This window comes from Xanthomonas sp. NCPPB 3200 (assembly GCF_056393585.1).
This window is the reverse complement of record NZ_CM150785.1, coordinates 2,781,183-2,799,121: the sequence shown is the minus strand read 5'-3', so window position 1 is coordinate 2,799,121 and position 17,939 is coordinate 2,781,183. Positions and strand designations below refer to the sequence as shown.

Here is a 17,939-nt window from a genome sequence, read left to right as displayed (position 1 = left end):
CTCGCCAAAACTTGAGCGCCGCGTCTCAAAGTGCCCAAGACGGCGCCCTGTTCACCACAACGCATCGCGTAGCCGGTACCAACTCATCGCCGCCACCAGCAGCGGCGTGCGCAGCAGGCGCCCACCGGGGAAGGGCCGATGCGGAATGCGTGCGAACACGTCCAGCCGTCGGCTCTGGCCGGCGATGGCCTCGGCGATGACCTGGCCGGCCAGGCCGGTGGCGGCGACGCCATGCCCGGAGAATCCCTGGGCGAAATACACGTTGGGCCCCAGCCGGCCCCAGTGCGGGGCGCGATTGCGCGAGATGTCCACGTAGCCGCCCCACAGCGTCTGCAGCGGCACGTCGCGCAGTTGCGGGAAGACCGTGTGCATGCGCCGGGTCATCAACCGATCCAGGCCGTGCGGCGGGCGCGAGGAGTAGCTGGCGCGTCCGCCGAACAGCAGCCGGTGGTCGGCACTGAGCCGGTAGTAGTCCAGCGCCCAGTTGGTGTCGGCGACCGCCATGTCGTTGGCGATCAGGGCGCGTGCACGGGCCTGGCCCAGCGGCGGCGTCGCACCGACATAGGTGCCCACCGGCATGATGCGGCGCTCCAGCGCCGTGGAAATGCCCTGCAGCAGGGCATTGCCGGCGATTACGCCGAACTCGGCGCTGACGCTGCCCTGGTCGGTCTGCATGGTCACGCGCGTGCCGTGCTCCAGCCGGGAGACCGGCGAGGCCTCGTGGATGCGCACGCCGGCCGCCAGCGCTGCGCGCGCCAGGCCCAGCGCATAGGCCAGCGGATGCAGATGACCGCTGGCCGGGTCGAACATCGCGCCCAGGTAGAGCGGGCTGTCCAGCACCTGCCGCGTACGCGCGCGGTCCCACCATTCCAGCGGGTAGTCGTAGCGTTCGGCCATGCGCACGATGCCGTGCTGCAAGGCCTGCACTTGGCGCGGCTTCAGCGGCACATGGGCGTGGCCGTCGCGCCAGTCGCAGGCGATGGCGTGGCGGTCGATGCGCGCGCGCAGCAGGCGCATGCCGTCGCGCGAGAAATCGAACAGCAGCCGCGCGTCGGCATCGCCGACCAGCGCTTCCAGGGTTTCCTGCTCGCAGCCGTAGCCGACGATGGCCTGGCCGCCGTTGCGCCCGGAGGCGCCCCAGCCGATGCGCCTGGCTTCCAGCACGATGACCTTGTAGCCGGCTTCGGCCAGGGCGAGCGCGGCGGTGAGGCCGGTGTAGCCGGCGCCGAGGATGCAGACATCGGCACGTTGCACGCCCTGCAGGCATGGCTGCTCCGGCAAGACCGGCGCGCTGCGGGCGTACCAGCTGTCGGGATAGCCGTTACCCGGCGGATCGGCAGGCGGCAGCGTTGTGGCCGGGCCGTCCATCAGACGATCCGCAGGTACCGGGCGTAATCCAGATCCGGCACCTGCGCCTGGTAGTCGAGCAGCTCGCGCTGTTTCTGCTGGCCGAACACGTGCTGGAACTGGCTGCCGAACTGCGCGCCGACAAAGTCGCTGGCGCCGAATGCATCCACCGCGGCTTGCCAGGTGCGCGGCCGAAAGACCGCTTGCGCATAGGCATTGCCGGTGACTGCCGCGCTGGGCTCGCCGGGATGTTGCAGGCCGTCCAGCATGGCGGCCAGCACGGCGGCGGCAGCCAGGTACGGGTTGGCATCGGCGCCGGCGATGCGATGCTCGATGCGGGTGTTGCGTGCATCGCTATGCGGGATGCGCAGCGCCACGGTGCGGTTGTTGAAGCCCCAGCTCGCATCCAGCGGCACGAAGGCATTGCTGACGAACCTGCGGTAACTGTTGGCGTGCGGCGCGAACATCAGCAGCGAGGCATCGGCGTGCCGCTGCAGGCCGGCGATGGCATGGCGCAGGCGGTCGGCGGGTACATCGACGCTGCCGGCAAACACGTTGTGCCCGTCGGCATCGAGCAGGCTCACATGCAGGTGCAGGCCGCTGCCGGCCTGGCCGGGAAACGGCTTGGCCATAAAGCTGGCGAGCTTGCCCTGCTGTTGCGCAATCGCCTTGATGGTGCGCTTGAGCAGGATCGCCTCGTCGCAGGCGGCCACCGCATCGGCGCGATGCTGCAGGTTGATTTCGAACTGGCCGGGTGCGTACTCGGCCACGGCGGTGTCGGCCGGGATGCCTTGCTGGCGACAGGCGTCAGTCACCGCGTCGGTGAAGCTGCGCTGGTCGTCCAGGTCCTGCAAGGAATACACCTGGGTGCTGTCGCTGCGTGCACCGGTCTGCGGGTCGCGTGGCGTCTGCGGGCGTCCCTGCGCATCGGGCACCGCATCGAACAGGTAGAACTCCAGTTCCACCGCAATGACCGGGGTCAGGCCGAGCGCAGCAAAACCGTGCAGCACGCGCTGCAAGACCGCGCGCGGCGCGACCTCGAACACGCTGCCGTCCGGCTGATGCATTGCCAGCAGCAGCTGCGCCATCGGCCGCGGTGCCCACGGCACCGGACGCAGCGAGCCGGCAATCGGCCGGCAGATGCGATCGGCATCGCCGATGGCATAGCCCAGCCCGGTTTCCTCGACGGTATTGCCGGTGATGTCGGTGGCGATCAGCGACATCGGCAGGCACACGCCATCGCGATAGACCTTGCTAATGACCTCGGCTGTCACACGTTTGCCACGCAGCACGCCGTTGGTGTCGGGCAGCAGCAGGTCGACCGCTTCGTAGCCATCGATCCGCGCCAGCGTGGCGGCATCGGTGGCGGGCAAGTACGCGACGGAGTTCTCGGAAACCATGGGCACCACCTGCAAGGTCGCCGCTCAGACTAGCAAAGCGCATGTGATCGTTCGCAACTGTGCGCGTGTGGAACCCTGGCAATGCAGGTGGCCGCACGGTAAGTTCGCAGGCATCGGCAACGCACCCGATCAACCCGTGGCGACCACGCGCTGACAAGTCGTCGCAGTCTGAGCGATGCAGGTGATGCGCAAGCCGCCAGCTGCGCGCCACCTGTGCCCTGTACAGTGCCAGCGCCTGCCCGATGGCAAGCGCACGCGTGATGCAGCCGCGTTCAACCGGGAGATCCGCATGGCTGTCGTTCCACTGGTCGGGTTGCCGACCGATCGCATCCAGCAAGGGCCGCATCCGTTTCTGGCCACCGGCGAGAAGTACATCCGCGCGGTGGTGGACGCAGCCGGAGCCATGCCGGTGCTGTTGCCGAGCCTGCAGCCCACGCTGGATGCGCGCGCGTGGCTGGATCGCCTGGATGGCCTGTTGCTGACCGGTGCGGTGAGCAATGTCGAGCCGCATCACTACAGCGACGAGCCGAGCTGGGAGGGCAATCCGCACGACCCGGCGCGCGATGCCACCAGCCTGGGACTGATCCCGCAGGCACTGGCGCGTGGCCTGCCGGTGCTGGCGATCTGCCGCGGGCTGCAGGAGGTCAACGTGGCGCTGGGCGGGCGCCTGCATCAACGCGTGCATGACGTGCCCGGCCTGCTTGATCACCGCGAAGATCGCGCCATGCCGCTGGACACGCAGTACGGCCCGGCGCATCCGGTGCAGCTGCATCCCGGCGGCCTGCTGGCCGGCATGAGCGGCAGCGCGCAGGTCGCGGTGAACTCGCTGCACGGGCAGGGCATTGCACGCCTGGCCGACGGCCTGCTGATCGAGGCGACCGCGCCGGATGGCCTGATCGAAGCCTTTCGCGGCACCGGGCCGGGCTTTCTGCTCGCGGTGCAGTGGCATCCGGAGTGGCGTGTCACACAGCATCCGTTCTACCGTGCCATCTTCCGGGCCTTCGGCGAGGCCTGTCGCCAATACGCCGCTCGACGCGGTCAGTGAGGTTGCATGTCGATCCGCACCCGTTCGCGCACATCCACGCCCAAGCAGCCCGAGAGCGCGCTGCGCCGCTGGCTCAAGGACCGCCACATCACCGAGGTCGAGTGCCTGGTGCCGGACATCACCGGCAACGCACGCGGCAAGATCATTCCGGCGGACAAGTTTTCGCACGACTACGGCACCCGGCTGCCGGAAGGCATCTTCGCCACCACCGTCACCGGCGATTTCCCGGACGATTACTACGAGCTGACCTCGCCATCGGATTCGGACATGCATCTGCGCCCGGATGCATCCACCGTGCGCATGGTGCCGTGGGCGGCCGATCCCACCGCGCAGGTCATCCACGATTGCTATACCAAGGACGGCCAGCCGCATGAGCTTGCCCCGCGCAATGTGCTGCGGCGCGTGCTGGACGCCTATGCCGAAGCCAAGCTGCAACCGGTGGTGGCGCCGGAGCTGGAATTCTTCCTGGTGCAGAAGAACACCGACCCGGACTTTCCGCTGTTGCCGCCGGCCGGGCGCTCGGGTCGGCCGGAGACCGCGCGGCAGTCGTATTCGATCGATGCAGTCAACGAGTTCGACCCCATCCTGGACCTGATGTACGACTACTGCGATGCGATGGAACTGGATGTGGATACGCTGATCCACGAATCCGGCGCCGCGCAGCTGGAGGTCAACTTCACCCACGCCGATGCGCTCTCGCGCGCCGATCAGGTGTTCCTGTTCAAGCGCACCATGCGCGAAGCGGCGCTGCGGCATGGCGTGTATGCGACGTTTCTGGCCAAGCCGATGGAGACCGAGCCGGGCAGTGCGATGCATATCCATCAGAGCCTGCTGCATGCCGGCACCGGCAAGAACGTGTTCAGCGGCAAACGCGACGGCGGCTTCAGCGACACCTTTGCGCACTATCTTGGTGGCCTGCAGAAATACATTCCGATGGCGATGGGGCTGCTGGCGCCCAACGTCAATTCCTACCGGCGGCTGATGTTCGGCGAGGTGTCGCCGAGCAATGTGCTGTGGGGTTTCGACAATCGCACCTGCGGGCTGCGGGTGCCGATCGATGTGCCGCAGAACATGCGGGTGGAAAGCCGCTTTGCCGGCTCCGACGCCAATCCGTACCTGGCGATGGCCGCGACCCTGGCCTGCGGGTTGCTCGGCATCCGCGAGAAGCTCGAACCGACCGCGCCGATCAGCAGCAACGGCAAGGAGCAGGGCTACGATCTGCCGCGCTCGCTGGGCGAGGCGCTGGACGGACTGGAGGGCTGCGAGGCCTTGCAGGAGATGCTGGGGCGGCGCTTCGTGCGCGCCTATATCTCGGTCAAGCGCAAGGAGTACGAGACGTTCTTCCGCGTGATCAGTTCGTGGGAGCGAGAGTTCCTGTTGTTGAATGTGTGAGGCGTCTGCGCTCGGCGCAGCGTGCCGCGCCGCTCCCGTCTCCCCTCGGGAGAGGGTGCCCGAAGGGCGGATGAGGGCAGGTCGTCTGGCCATGGTCCAGGCCCACGTTTACTGCAGGCGTCCAATGCGTTTTGCGCCAGCTGCTTTTTATAACGCCACTGCGTTCGCGCCACTGGCGTGAGCCACCTTCCGGAGCAAGCCGTGCACCCCACTGTGTTGGAAACCTTGCAGCAACTCGATGCCGCCCATCACCTGCATCCGTTCAACGACAACGCGGCATTGGCCGAAAAGGGCACGCGCATCCTGACCCGTGGCGAGGGCGTGTACGTCTGGGACGCGCAGGGCAACAAGTTGCTGGATGCGTTCGGCGGCTTGTGGTGCGTGAATGTCGGCTACGGGCGCAAGGAGCTGGCACAGGCGGCGGCGCGGCAGATGGAACAGCTGGCGTACTACAACAGCTTCTTCCAGTGCACCACCGAGCCCACCATCCATCTGGCTGCCAAGCTGGCGGAGCTGACACCGGGCGATCTGAACCATGCGTTCTTCGCCAACTCCGGGTCGGAGGCCAACGACACCATCCTGCGGCTGGTGCGGCATTTCTGGGCGGTGCAGGGGCAGCCGGAAAAACGCATCTTCATCGGCCGTCATGACGGCTATCACGGCACCACCATGGCCGGCGCCAGCCTGGGCGGCATGCGCGGCATGCACAGGCAGGGTGGCCTGCCGATTCCGGATATCCACCACATCGCGCCGCCGTATCACTTCGGCGATGGCGGGGAGATGGATCCAGAGGAGTATGGCTTGCTGGCGGCCAAGCGCCTGGAAGACAAGATTCTGCAACTCGGCCCAGAGAACGTGGCGGCCTTCATCGGCGAGCCGATCATGGGTGCGATCGGGGTGTACATCCCGCCGCGCAGCTACTGGCCGGAAATCGAGCGCATCTGCAAGCACTACGACGTGCTGCTGGTGGCCGACGAGGTGATCTGCGGGTTCGGGCGTACCGGCGCCTGGTTCGGTGCGGATTATTTCGGCTTCCAGCCCGACGTGATGACGCTGGCCAAGGGCATCACCTCCGGCTATATCCCGTTGGCGGCGGCGATGTTCAACGATCGCGTGGCCGGCGTGCTCAAGGCGCAGGGCGGTGAGCTCGCGCACGGCGGCACCTATGCGGGGCATCCGGTCTGCGCGGCGGTGGCGCTGGAGAATCTGCGCCTGCTGCAGGACGAAGGCATCGTGGACACTGCGCGTACCCGGATCGCGCCGTACCTGGCGCAACGCTGGGCCGAGCTGGGCGAGCACCGGCTGGTCGGCGAGGCGCGTATTGCCGGCCTGGTCGGGGCACTGGAACTGGTGCCGGACAAACGCCGGTGCGGGGTCTATTTCCCCGAACGCGGTCGGGTCGGTGCGCTGTGCCGCGATTTCGCGCTGCGGCGCGGGCTGATCCTGCGTGCCACCTACGACGCAATGCTGTTGTCGCCGCCGTTGATCATCACCTGCGAACAGGTCGATGAGCTGTTCGACAAGGCCTGGGCGGCGCTGGACGATACTGCGCAGGCGCTGGGCATCGGTGCGGCGTAAGCCTGCGCGCGTCAAGCTTTGCCGGTCGCGCACACCCGCCAGGGCGGCCGGCAGACGCGCTTGCGGCACCTGCCGCGCCGGCCAGCGGGTGCGCACGGTTGGTTTCCGCCACGCCGCGCTGTGCAAACACAACCACCATGGGTAGGCTGGCCCTTCGACCGGCCGCATCCCGGCCCGCCCTGATCGCGCTGCCCTGGAGACCCGCATGACGCTGCGACTGCTCGCCCTGACGCTGTCCACCACCTTGCTGGCCGCCTGCGGTGGCAGCAATGCACCCGGCGGTGCCGAGGCGCGGGCCAAGGTGCTCAACGTCTACAACTACTCGGACTACATCGCCGAAGACACCATTCCCGCGTTCGAGAAGAGCACCGGCATCAAGGTCACTTACGACGTGTTCGACAGCGACGAGATGGTGGAAACCAAGCTGCTCGCCGGTGGCAGCGATTACGACGTGGTGGTGCCCACGCTGAACTTCTTCGGCCGGCAGATCCAGGCCGGCGTGTTCCTGCCGCTGGACAAGGCCAAGATCCCCAATCTGGCCAATCTGGACCCGGACATCATGCGGCGCATTGCCGCGCAGGACCCGGGCAATGCCTATGGCGTGCCGTACATGATCGGCACCACCGGCATCGGCTACAACGTGGACAAGCTCAAGGCGATCTTCGGCAACACCGAGGTCGCCAACAGCTGGGACCTGGTGTTCAAGCCGGAAAACCTGTCCAGGTTGAAGGACTGCGGCGTGACCCTGCTGGACACGCCCTCGGACCTGATTCCGATCGCGCTCAATTATCTGGGCCTGGATCCGCACAGCAGCGTGCCGGCCGAGATCGAGCAGGCTGCCGCGCTGATCAAGACGATCCGCCCGTACGTGCAGAACTTTCATTCCAGCCAGTACGTGAGCTCGCTGGCCAACGGCAACACCTGCCTGGCGGTGGGCTGGTCGGGCGACATCATCCAGGCGCGCGACCGCGCGGTGGAAGCCGGCAACGGCATCAAGGTGGCCTATGCGATCCCTAAGGAAGGCGCGCCGCAGTGGTTCGACATGCTGGCCATTCCAAAGGACGCCAAGCACCCCGACAACGCCCACGCCTTCATCAATTATCTGTTGAAGCCCGACGTGGCCGCGGCCAACAGCAACTTCATCCACTACGCCAACCCGGTGCGCACCGCCACGCCGCTGGTGGACGCGGCGATCCGCAACGACCCCACCATCTACCCGCCGCCGGAGGTGACCGCCAAGATGTTCACCTATGCGATCAATCCGCCCGAGGTGGACCGGCTGTATACGCGGCTGTGGACCGAGATCAAGACCGGTCGCTGACCGCCGCAGTCGCTCCTCCAGTTTTGTAAGAGCGCTTGCCAGGCGTGCGCCTGCAAGTCCGAGCGCGCGCTGACTGCGGTCGTCACGCAATCTGTACCGGGCGGTTCAAATAATTGTATGGTTGCGCCGCCTTCGCCGGGCCGCTGATGCGGTACGTCGTCGCGCGCGCCTCGCCCACGACACAGGACGCCTCACCTTGAGCAACCACGACCAGCAGTCCAACGACGGCCAGCCTTCGGGCACGGAAGCGCAAGGCACCGGCGCGCACAACGAGCAGGAGCCGCCCAAGCCCTCGCCGTTGAAGAATCCCAAGGTCAAATGGACGCTGATCGTGGTCGGGGTGCTGGTGGTGGTGCTGCTGGTGATCTGGCTGGCCTATTACCTGATCAAGGGCCGCTACATGCAGGACACCAACAATGCCTACCTGCAGGCCGACTCGGTGGCCGTGGCGCCGCGGGTCAGCGGCTACGTGACCAAGGTGATGGTGGGCGACAACCAGATCGTGGAAGCCGGCCAGCCGCTGCTGCAGATCGACGACCGCACCTACCAGGCGACCCTGCAGCAGGCCGAAGCCGCGATCGCCGCGCGCCAGGCCGATATCGCCGCAGCCACCGCCAACGTGTCCGGGCAGGAGTCAGCGCTGGTACAGGCGCGTAGCCAGGTCACCTCGGCAGCGGCAAGCCTGACCTTCGCCCAGGCCGAAGTGAAGCGCTTCGCCCCGTTGGCCGCCTCCGGCGCCGACACCCACGAGCACCAGGAAAGCCTGCAGCACGAGCTGCAACGTGCACGCGCCCAGTACCAGGCCGCGCAGGCGCAGGCCAAGGGCGCGCAGAGCCAGATCCTGGCCAGCAACGCGCAGCTGGAGCAGGCCCAGGCCGGCCTCAAGCAGGCCAGCGCCGATGCCGACCAGGCCCGCGTGGCGGTGGAAGACACCTTGCTGACCAGCCCCATCCACGGCCGCGTCGGCGACAAGACCGTGCAGGTCGGCCAGTTCCTCGGGGCCGGCACCCGCACCATGACCATCGTGCCGCAGGAATCGCTGTACCTGATCGCCAATTTCAAGGAAACCCAGGTCGGACTGATGCGTCCCGGCCAGCCGGCCGAGATCGAGGTCGATGCCTTGTCGGGCGTCAAGCTGCACGGCAAGGTCGAGAGCCTGTCGCCGGGCACCGGCTCGCAGTTCGCACTGCTGCCGCCGGAAAATGCCACCGGCAACTTCACCAAGGTGGTGCAGCGCGTGCCGGTGCGCATCCGCGTGCTGGCCGGCGACGAGGCGCGCAAGGTGCTGGTGCCGGGCATGTCGGTCGAGGTCACCGTGGACACGCGCTCGGCCAAGGACGCCAAGCAACGGGCCGAGGAGGAATCCGATCGCGTGCAGGCGCAGGAGCGCGCGCGATGAATGCAACGGCAGCCACCGGCCCGCGTGCCGGCGGCAGCGCGCAACGCGAGAAGGCCGAGCCGGGCGCCTGGCTGGCGGTGCTGGCCGGCACCATCGGCTCGTTCATGGCGACGCTGGACATCTCCATCGTCAACGCGGCGCTGCCCACCATCCAGGGCGAGGTCGGCGCCAGCGGCACCGAAGGCACCTGGATCTCCACCGCGTACCTGGTTGCCGAGATCATCATGATCCCGCTGACCGGCTGGTTCGTGCGCACGCTGGGCCTGCGCAACTTCCTGCTGATCTGCGCGCTGATGTTCACCGCGTTTTCGGTGGTGTGCGGGCTGTCGACCTCGTTGACGATGATGATCATCGGCCGCGTGGGGCAGGGCCTGGCCGGTGGTGCGCTGATTCCGACCGCGCTGACCATCGTTGCGACGCGGCTGCCGCCGAGCCAACAAACGATGGGCACCGCGCTGTTCGGCATGACCGTGATCATGGGCCCGGTGATCGGCCCGCTGCTGGGCGGCTGGCTCACCGAGAACGTCAGCTGGCACTACGCCTTCTTCATCAACGTGCCGATCTGCGTCGGCCTGGTGGCCTTGCTGCTGCTTGGCCTCAAGCATGAGAAAGGCGACTGGGCCGGCCTGCTCAATGCCGACTGGCTGGGCATCTACGGCCTGACCGCCGGCCTTGGCGGGCTCACCGTGGTGCTGGAAGAGGGCCAGCGCGAGCGCTGGTTCGAATCCAGCGAGATCAACGCGCTGAGCGTGATCGCGCTCAGCGGATTCGCTGCACTGGTCGTGGGCCAGTTCCGCAAGCGGCCGCCGGTGATCCACCTGTCGCTGCTGCTGCACCGCAGTTTCGGCGCGGTGTTCGTCATGATCATGGCGGTGGGCATGATCCTGTTCGGCGTCATGTACATGATTCCGCAGTTCCTGGCGGTGATTTCCGGCTACAACACCGAGCAGGCTGGCTACGTGCTGCTGCTGTCAGGCCTGCCGACCGTGCTGTTGATGCCGATGATGCCCAAGCTGCTGGAGGTGGTGGACGTGCGCATCCTGGTGATCGCCGGGCTGATCTGCTTTGCCGCGGCCTGCTTCGCCAATCTGTCGCTGACCGCCGACACCGTGGGCATGCATTTTGTCGCCGGCCAGTTGCTGCAGGGCTGCGGCCTGGCGCTGGCGATGATGTCGTTGAACCAGGCGGCCATTTCGTCTGTGCCGCCCGAACTGGCCGGCGATGCGTCGGGCCTGTTCAACGCCGGCCGCAACCTGGGCGGCTCGGTGGGGCTTGCGCTGATCTCCACCTTCCAGGAGCGCCGCATGACCTTCCATACCGAAACCATCGGCAGCGCGATCACCGCCAATTCCTCGCGCGCGCAGGACTTTCTTTCCGGGCTGACTGCGCAGATGCAGGGCAGTGCCGGCGGCGAGGCGGCCATTCGCTCGGTCGCGCAGCTGGCGCGCCTGGTGCAGCAGCAGGCCCTGGTGATGACCTATAGCGATCTGTTCTGGATCTTCGGCGTGATCGTGGTCTGCACGATTCCGCTGGCCTTTTTGCTCAAGCCGTTACCCAAGGGGGCGCACCTTGCAATGCACTGATTCCATGCGCCTGATCCGCATGCCCCTGGCTGCGGCGTTGAGCGTGGTTTTGCTCGGCGGCTGCATGCTTGGCCCCAACTACACCAAGCCCCCGGCAGTGGCCGACACGGCGGTGCAGGCGCCGGCCCTGCATCGCGCCGCTGGCGCCGACGTGGTCGCTGCCGCGCCGTTGAATCATTGGTGGGAGCAGCTGCAGGACCCGACCCTCACCCAACTGGTCACCCAGGCCCTGGCCGACAGTCCCAACCTGCGTGCGGCGCAGGCGCGGCTGCGTGCCAACCGTGCACTGGCCAGCCAGCGCCGTGCCGAACGTCTGCCCAAGCTCAACGCCAGCGCGGTGTATGCGTATGCCGAGCCGCCGCAGACCATCGTCGATACGCTGGGCGGCTTGCAGAACGGCCAGAACGGCCAGCCACCGGCACAGGGCAGCGAGGCGCTGGATCTGGAAAAGACCCAGATCTACAGCGCCGGTTTCGACGCCAGCTGGGAACTGGATTTCTTCGGCCGCCGCCGTCGCGCCGCCGAAGGCGCGCTGGCACAGGCGCAGGCCTCGGAGGCCGAGCTGGCCGATGCGCAGGTGCAGCTGGCAGCCGAAGTGGGGCAGGTGTACCTCAACTACCGCGGCTTGCAGGCGCGGCTGGCGATCGCCGATGCGAACCTGGACAAGATCGGGCAGACCCTGCGCCTGACCCAGCAGCGCCGCGAGCGCGGCGCGGCCTCGGACCTGCAGGTCGAACAGATCGCCACGCAAGTGCAGCAGCAACAGGCGCAGCGCCTGCCGCTGGAAATGCAATCGCAGGAAGCGCTGGACCAGCTGGCGCTGATGGTGGGGCGCGAGCCCGGCGCGCTGGACGCGCAGTTGAGCGCGCCGCAGCCATTGCCGATGCTGCCCACCCAGGTGCGCGTGGACGATGCCGGCGCCCTGATCCGTCGCCGCCCCGATGTGCGCAAGGCCGAGCGCGAACTGGCTGCCTCCAGCGCGCAGATCGGCGAGGCGTTGAATGGGTATTTTCCGCAGGTGAGCCTGCTGGGCGGCCTGAGCTGGGTCGCCGGCTCGCCCAGCGATTTCAATTCCGACGCCTTGACCACGCTGGCGGTGCCGATGCTGCGCTGGTCGATCTTCGACTTCGGCCGCACCAAGGCACAGGTGGAGCAGGCGCGTGCCGGCAACGCCGGCCGCGAGGCGGCGTACGAGGGCGCGGTGCTTGCTGCGTTGCAGGATGCCAACTCGGCATTGGCGCGCTTCGGCTCGGCGCGCAAGCAGCTGGTGGTGGCGCGGCAGGCCGAAGCCTCGGCCACGCGTTCGGCCGGCTTGATGCAGCAACGGCGCGATGCCGGTGCCACCTCGTCGATCGATCTGCTCGACGTGCAGCGCCAGCAGCTGTCCGCGCAGGACGCCGCCGCACAGGCACAGGTGCAGTTGCTGGTGAACTATGTCGCGCTGCAGAAGAGCCTGGGTCTGGGCTGGAGCGCGCCGGTGCCGGAGCCACGCTGATCGATAGCCGTCGCGGCGGGCGTCGGCGCTCCGGTCGCGCTAGGGTGTCGCTCCGCCATCGCAGACACTGTGTTGCTGCAGCGCCCGCGCCGGCAGGCGGTCACCCGATGTAGCAGGTCGTCGTCGGCTCGCTGCAGGCGAGACGCCTGGACGCAAATGGACGAGCGCTGATGTCGCACCAAGCACTGGCGGCGCCGGCGTTCTGAGGTGCACAGTCGTCGCCGGGCCACGCTTCGCAATCGAGAGGATCCATGGCAGTTACCGAGGCCGCAGTGGCGCCGCTTTCCCCTGGCGACAACGCTTATCTGAGCATCAACGAGGTCCGCAAGGAATTCGATGGCGTCGTCGCGGTCGATGATGTCAGCCTGCAGATCCGCAAGGGCGAGATCTTCGCGCTGCTGGGCGGCTCGGGCAGCGGCAAGTCCACCCTGCTGCGCTGCCTGGCCGGCTTCGAGCGGCCGACCAAAGGCCGCATCGTGCTCGATGGCCAGCCGATCGACGGGTTGCCGCCGTACGAGCGCCCGATCAACATGATGTTCCAGTCGTATGCGCTGTTTCCGCACATGAGCGTGGAGCAGAACATCGCCTTTGGGCTGAAGCAGGAGGCGCTTTCCAAGCCGGCGATCGCGGCGCGCGTGGGCGAAATGCTGGAGCTGGTGCAGCTTGGCAACCTGGCCAGGCGCAAGCCGCATCAATTGTCCGGCGGGCAGCAGCAACGCGTGGCGTTGGCGCGCTCGCTGGCCAAGCGGCCCAAGCTGCTGCTGCTGGACGAACCGATGGGCGCGCTGGACAAGAAGCTGCGCGCGCAGATGCAGCTGGAACTGGTCAACATCATCGAGACCTCTGGCGTCACCTGCGTCATGGTCACCCATGATCAGGAAGAGGCCATGAGCATGGCCACCCGTATCGCGTTGATGGACCAGGGCTGGATCCAGCAGGTCGGCACCCCGGACGAAATCTACGAACAACCGGCCAACCGGTTCGCTGCCGACTTCATCGGCTCGGTCAATCTGATCGACGCGGTGATCGTCGAGGACAAACCCGACTACGTCGGCCTGAAGGCGCCGGCCTTCGACGCCAATATCCGGATCGGCCACGGCATCACCGGTTCCGAAGGGCAGGCGGTGGCGTTCGCGCTGCGCCCGGAAAAACTCCTCATCGGCAAGGACGAACCGGCCCAGGCCTGCAACAAGGCGCAGGGCGTGATCGAGGACATCGCCTATTTCGGCAGCCATTCGGTCTATCACGTGCGCCTGCCTGGCGGTTTCAAGCTGATGGCCAACTTCGCCAACCGTCAGCGTTGGGCCAGCGAAGCGCTGACCTGGGGCGACACCGTCTGGCTGAGCTGGGGCGAGGACGACGGCGTGGTACTCACCGCATGAGTCGCCTGATCCGCGCATTGCCGGGCGCGCGCTGGGGTGTGATCGCCGCACCGTATCTGTGGCTGCTGGTGTTCTTTGCGATCCCGTTCCTGATCGTGCTGAAGATCTCCTTCGCCGAGCGTGCCACCGCGATGCCGCCGTACACGCCGCTGTTCGCCGTTGCGGCCGATGGGGCGGTGAGCCTCAAGCTGCATCTGGGCAATTATCTGGTCATGCTGCGCGACAGCCAGTACGTGGCGGCGTATGCGAGTTCGATCAGGATCGCCGCGCTGTCGACCGTGTTTGCGCTGTTGATCGGCTACCCGATGGCCTATGTCATTGCGCGTCTGCCGCTGGCCACGCGCAATGTGGCGATGATGCTGGTGGTGCTGCCGTCATGGACCTCGTTCCTGATCCGCGTCTACGCCTGGATCGGCATCCTCGACGGCAACGGCCTGCTCAATCAGGCGCTGCTGGCGCTGGGAGTGATCCGCCAGCCCTTGCAGTTGCTGTACACGCCGCTCGCCGCCTACATCGGCATCGTGTACTGCTATCTGCCGTTCATGGTGTTGCCGTTGTACGCCAATCTGGTCAAGCACGACCAGCGATTGCTCGAAGCCGCCTACGACCTGGGCGCGCGGCCGTGGCAGGCCTTCGTGCGCATCACCTTGCCGCTGTCGCGCAACGGGATCGTTGCCGGCTGCATGCTGGTGATGATCCCGGCGGTGGGCGAATTCGTGATTCCGGAAATGCTGGGCGGGCCGGACACCTTGATGATCGGCCGTGTGCTGTGGGGCGAGTTCTTCAATAATCGCGACTGGCCGGTGGCCGCGGCGGTGGCTACGGTGATGTTGCTGTTGTTGCTGGTGCCGATCGTGCTGTTCCACCGTTATCAGCAGCGCGAGCTGGAAGGGCGGCTGACATGATGCGCGCCTCTCCCGGCACGCGCCTGCTGGGCGCTGGCGTGCTCGCGCTGGGCTTCGGCTTTCTGTATCTGCCGATCCTGTTGCTGATGGTCTACTCGTTCAACGCCTCGCGGCTGGCGATGGTGTGGGGCGGCTTTTCCACGCGTTGGTACGGCGAATTGCTGCGCGATCGCCAGTTGCTGGAGGCGGCCTGGGTCAGCCTGCAAGTCGCGTTCTGGACCGCCTGTGCATCGACGGTGCTGGGGACGATGGCGGCGCTGGCGATGGTGCGCATGCGGCGTTTTCCCGGCAAGACCCTGTTCGGTGCATTGATCACCGCACCGCTGGTGATGCCGGAAGTGATCATCGGCCTGTCGATCCTGTTGTTGCTGGTCTCGATGGGCGGTGTACTCGGGATCGCACCGCGTGGCGCGGTGGCAATCTGGGCGGCGCATGTCACCTTCACCGTCTCGTTCGTCACGGTGGTGATTTCCTCGCGCCTGCAGGAACTGGATCGCTCGCTGGAAGAGGCGGCGATGGATCTGGGCGCGACACCGCTGAAGGTGTTCTTCCTGATCACCTTGCCGATCATCGCTCCAGCATTGGTATCGGGCTGGCTGCTCGCATTCACGCTGTCGCTGGACGACGTGGTGATCGCCAGCTTTCTGGCCGGGCCCAGTTCGACCACCTTGCCGATCAAGGTGTTTGCGTCGGTGCGGCTGGGCATCAGCCCCAAGATCAACGCGTTGGCCACGCTGATGGTGCTGGCGGTGTCGATCGCCGCAGTGATCGGCTGGTGGCTGCTGGCGCGCGGCGAAAGACGCCGCCAGCGCGATGCGCAACTGGCGCTGCAAGCTGCTTCCTGAGCAGGCACCAACATGGGTGTGGCGAATGCATCGCCACCAGCGGCGGCCAGACGGCTGCGAACGCCGACGCCACCGACATCCACGATGGCTGCGCGCCGATTGCGGACGCCTGATGCGGCCACCGGACGCCGGGCACGGCAGTTGGTTGGGCCGCTGTTACCTGGCCGGAGGCGTGTACCCGCTATCCCAGGGCTGCGGCTTGGTCAGGTAGCACTGATACTCGGCGCTGATGTCGTAGCCCTGTTGCTCGACCTTGGGTTGTTCGTCGGCGCGATCCTTGTCCCTGTTCTTGCCGTTCTTGTCGCCGTCGTCCTTGGATTTCTGCTTGCTCGGATAGATCGTGACCATGTTCGGCGACGAGTGCGCGGTGACGAATTGGCGGATGGCAGTATCCGAGCAGGCACGCAGTGCCTCTTCTTCGCAGGGTTGGCTGGGATTGGGCAGCGTGTTGGTGCAGCTCACGGTGACAAATCCGTTTGGGCCGGGGCGCGGGCCGTGCAGCATGTCCTGCAGGACGGCGCATCCCGGCAGGCAGGCGCCGATGCCAAGTACAACTAGAACAATCAGATCCCGGCGCATCGTGGTGGTCTTCCGTGAATGGATGAAGCTGCCAAGTGCCGAATGCTAGAGCATTTTTGTGCGGTGGGACGGTCGGGACAGGGCAGGGCCGCTTTCCTTAGCGTGGCTGGGAGCGTTATCCCAGCTGCCAGTGATCCGCGAGCGGTGCGATGGAGGTGCGGCATTGCGTCGCGGCGTGGGTAAACACAGCGTTGCAGCGATTTGCTGCGGTTGTGACGCGGCTGCAACTTGCCGGCGACTAGCATGGCGGGCCTGTAACAGGAGACCGTCATGTCCTACGACACCGTCAACCCGGCCACTGGCCAGGTCGAACATACCCAGCACACCCTGGACGCCGCCGCCATCGAGGCGCGTCTGGCTGCTTCCGCCAAGGCATTTCCGCAGTGGGCGGCGCTGCCGCTGGCCGAGCGCGGCGCGCTGCTGCGCCGGGTCGGCGAAGAGCTGACCCGGCGGCGCGACGACCTGCAGCGCATCATGACCGCCGAGATGGGCAAGCTGCGCCACGAGGCGCTGGCCGAGGTGGACAAGTGCGCGCAGGGCTGCGCCTATTACGCCGAACATGCAGCCGACTACCTGGCACCGCGCGATATCCCGACCGAGGCGCAGTCCAGCTATGTGCGCTACGAGCCACTGGGCTGCGTGTTTGCGGTGATGCCATGGAACTTTCCGCTGTGGCAGGCGTTCCGTTTCCTCGCCCCGGGTCTGATGGCCGGCAATGTGGCGCTGCTCAAGCACGCCAGCAATGTGCCGCGCTGCGCCGATGCGATGAAGGAGGTGCTGGATGCCGCCGGTATTCCGCCCGGCGTGTTCGATGTGCTGCATATCGACAACGACCAGGCTGCAGACGTGTTGCGTGATGATCGCATTGCCGCAGTGACGCTGACCGGCAGCGAGCGCGCCGGACGTTCGCTGGCTGCAAATGCGGGCGATCAGCTGAAGAAGTGCGTGATGGAACTCGGCGGCAGCGATGCGTTCGTGGTGCTGGAAGACGCCGACCTGGAGCACACCGTCGCCTCCGCCGTGCAGTCGCGGTTCGACAACAGCGGGCAGACCTGCATCGCCGCCAAGCGCTTCATCGTGGTGGACGCCATCGTCGATCAATTCATCGAACGCTTCGTTGCCGCTGCCTCCCAGCGCGTGCTCGGCGACCCGCAACAGGAGGGCACCACGCTGGCACCCATGGCCCGCGAGGATCTGCGCGACGAGCTGCACAAGCAGGTGCAACACAGTGTGGAAAAGGGTGCCAAGGTGCTGCTGGGCGGCGAACCGGTACCCGGTTCGCATGCAGGCTATCCGGCCACCATCCTCGATCATGTCGCCCCGGGCATGCCGGCTTACGAGGAGGAGTTTTTCGGCCCGGTCGCATCGGTCATTCGCGTGCGGGATGAAGCAGAAGCAGTACGCGTGGCCAACGACACCAGCTTCGGCCTGGGCGGCAGCGTGTGGACCTCCGATGCCAAGCGCGGCGAACGCGTCGCGCAGCAATTGCAGTGCGGCGCGGCGTTCGTCAATTCGGTGGTCAAGAGCGACGTGCGTCTACCGTTCGGCGGCATCAAGCGCTCTGGCTTCGGCCGCGAGCTGGCCGAGCACGGCATCCACGAGTTCATGAACATCAAGACGATCTATGTGGCTTGAGTGCTGAGAATCGGGAATCGGGAATCGGGAATC

Annotated in this window: 14 protein-coding genes; 11 read left to right on the top strand and 3 right to left on the bottom strand. The window is 66.7% G+C overall.

Annotation, left to right across the window (positions count from 1 at the left end):
- Positions 1–51: 51 nt before the first annotated feature.
- Together AC06DU_RS12280 and AC06DU_RS12275 are read right to left on the bottom strand one after the other, a co-directional pair.
- Positions 52–1,368 carry an NAD(P)/FAD-dependent oxidoreductase gene (locus AC06DU_RS12280; RefSeq protein ID WP_065031617.1) on the bottom strand — a complete coding sequence of 439 codons (1,317 nt, stop codon included), beginning with the start codon at positions 1,366–1,368 and terminating at the stop codon, positions 52–54.
- Positions 1,368–2,747 (bottom strand): glutamine synthetase family protein, encoded by a 1,380-nt coding sequence (locus tag AC06DU_RS12275; RefSeq protein WP_065031635.1) that lies wholly within the window; start codon positions 2,745–2,747, stop codon positions 1,368–1,370. The genes AC06DU_RS12280 and AC06DU_RS12275 overlap by 1 nt, the downstream gene beginning before the upstream one ends.
- 289 nt (positions 2,748–3,036) lie before the next feature.
- On the opposite strand from AC06DU_RS12275, the gene AC06DU_RS12270 reads away from it, so the two are divergent.
- From AC06DU_RS12270 to AC06DU_RS12225, 10 genes are all read left to right on the top strand, one after another.
- A complete protein-coding gene (locus tag AC06DU_RS12270; protein WP_478202532.1) occupies positions 3,037–3,792 on the top strand; it encodes a gamma-glutamyl-gamma-aminobutyrate hydrolase family protein in 756 nt (251 codons plus the stop codon).
- A gap of 6 nt (positions 3,793–3,798) precedes the next feature.
- Positions 3,799–5,184 (top strand): glutamine synthetase family protein, encoded by a 1,386-nt coding sequence (locus AC06DU_RS12265; RefSeq protein WP_065031616.1) that lies wholly within the window; start codon positions 3,799–3,801, stop codon positions 5,182–5,184.
- Between the two features lie 201 nt (positions 5,185–5,385).
- The gene (locus AC06DU_RS12260; RefSeq protein WP_478202530.1) at positions 5,386–6,762 is read left to right on the top strand and encodes an aspartate aminotransferase family protein; all 1,377 of its coding nucleotides are present in this window, start codon (positions 5,386–5,388) and stop codon (positions 6,760–6,762) included.
- Positions 6,763–6,967: 205 nt separating this feature from the next.
- A complete protein-coding gene (locus AC06DU_RS12255; protein WP_478202528.1) occupies positions 6,968–8,083 on the top strand; it encodes a polyamine ABC transporter substrate-binding protein in 1,116 nt (371 codons plus the stop codon).
- A 196-nt stretch (positions 8,084–8,279) separates the two neighbouring features.
- Entirely contained in the window at positions 8,280–9,482 is a 1,203-nt protein-coding gene (locus tag AC06DU_RS12250) for an HlyD family secretion protein (RefSeq protein ID WP_478202526.1), read from the top strand.
- Positions 9,479–11,065 (top strand): MDR family MFS transporter, encoded by a 1,587-nt coding sequence (locus AC06DU_RS12245; protein ID WP_024940507.1) that lies wholly within the window; start codon positions 9,479–9,481, stop codon positions 11,063–11,065. The genes AC06DU_RS12250 and AC06DU_RS12245 overlap by 4 nt, the downstream gene beginning before the upstream one ends.
- A 4-nt stretch (positions 11,066–11,069) precedes the next feature.
- The gene (locus AC06DU_RS12240; RefSeq protein ID WP_039526823.1) at positions 11,070–12,560 is read left to right on the top strand and encodes an efflux transporter outer membrane subunit; all 1,491 of its coding nucleotides are present in this window, start codon (positions 11,070–11,072) and stop codon (positions 12,558–12,560) included.
- 251 nt (positions 12,561–12,811) lie between these two features.
- Complete coding sequence (locus AC06DU_RS12235) at positions 12,812–13,942, top strand: ABC transporter ATP-binding protein (RefSeq protein ID WP_478202524.1); 1,131 nt, start codon at positions 12,812–12,814, stop codon at positions 13,940–13,942.
- A complete protein-coding gene (locus AC06DU_RS12230; RefSeq protein ID WP_435003950.1) occupies positions 13,939–14,847 on the top strand; it encodes an ABC transporter permease subunit in 909 nt (302 codons plus the stop codon). The genes AC06DU_RS12235 and AC06DU_RS12230 overlap by 4 nt, the downstream gene beginning before the upstream one ends.
- Complete coding sequence (locus tag AC06DU_RS12225; RefSeq protein ID WP_126966054.1) at positions 14,844–15,692, top strand: ABC transporter permease subunit; 849 nt, start codon at positions 14,844–14,846, stop codon at positions 15,690–15,692. Before AC06DU_RS12230 ends, AC06DU_RS12225 begins: the two co-directional genes overlap by 4 nt.
- A gap of 156 nt (positions 15,693–15,848) precedes the next feature.
- On the opposite strand, the gene AC06DU_RS12220 is transcribed toward AC06DU_RS12225, so the two are convergent.
- The gene (locus AC06DU_RS12220) at positions 15,849–16,271 is read right to left on the bottom strand and encodes a hypothetical protein (protein WP_046343096.1); all 423 of its coding nucleotides are present in this window, start codon (positions 16,269–16,271) and stop codon (positions 15,849–15,851) included.
- Positions 16,272–16,541: 270 nt separating this feature from the next.
- On the opposite strand from AC06DU_RS12220, the gene AC06DU_RS12215 reads away from it, so the two are divergent.
- Positions 16,542–17,906 (top strand): NAD-dependent succinate-semialdehyde dehydrogenase, encoded by a 1,365-nt coding sequence (locus AC06DU_RS12215; protein WP_478202523.1) that lies wholly within the window; start codon positions 16,542–16,544, stop codon positions 17,904–17,906.
- The last annotated feature ends 33 nt before the right edge of the window (positions 17,907–17,939 follow it).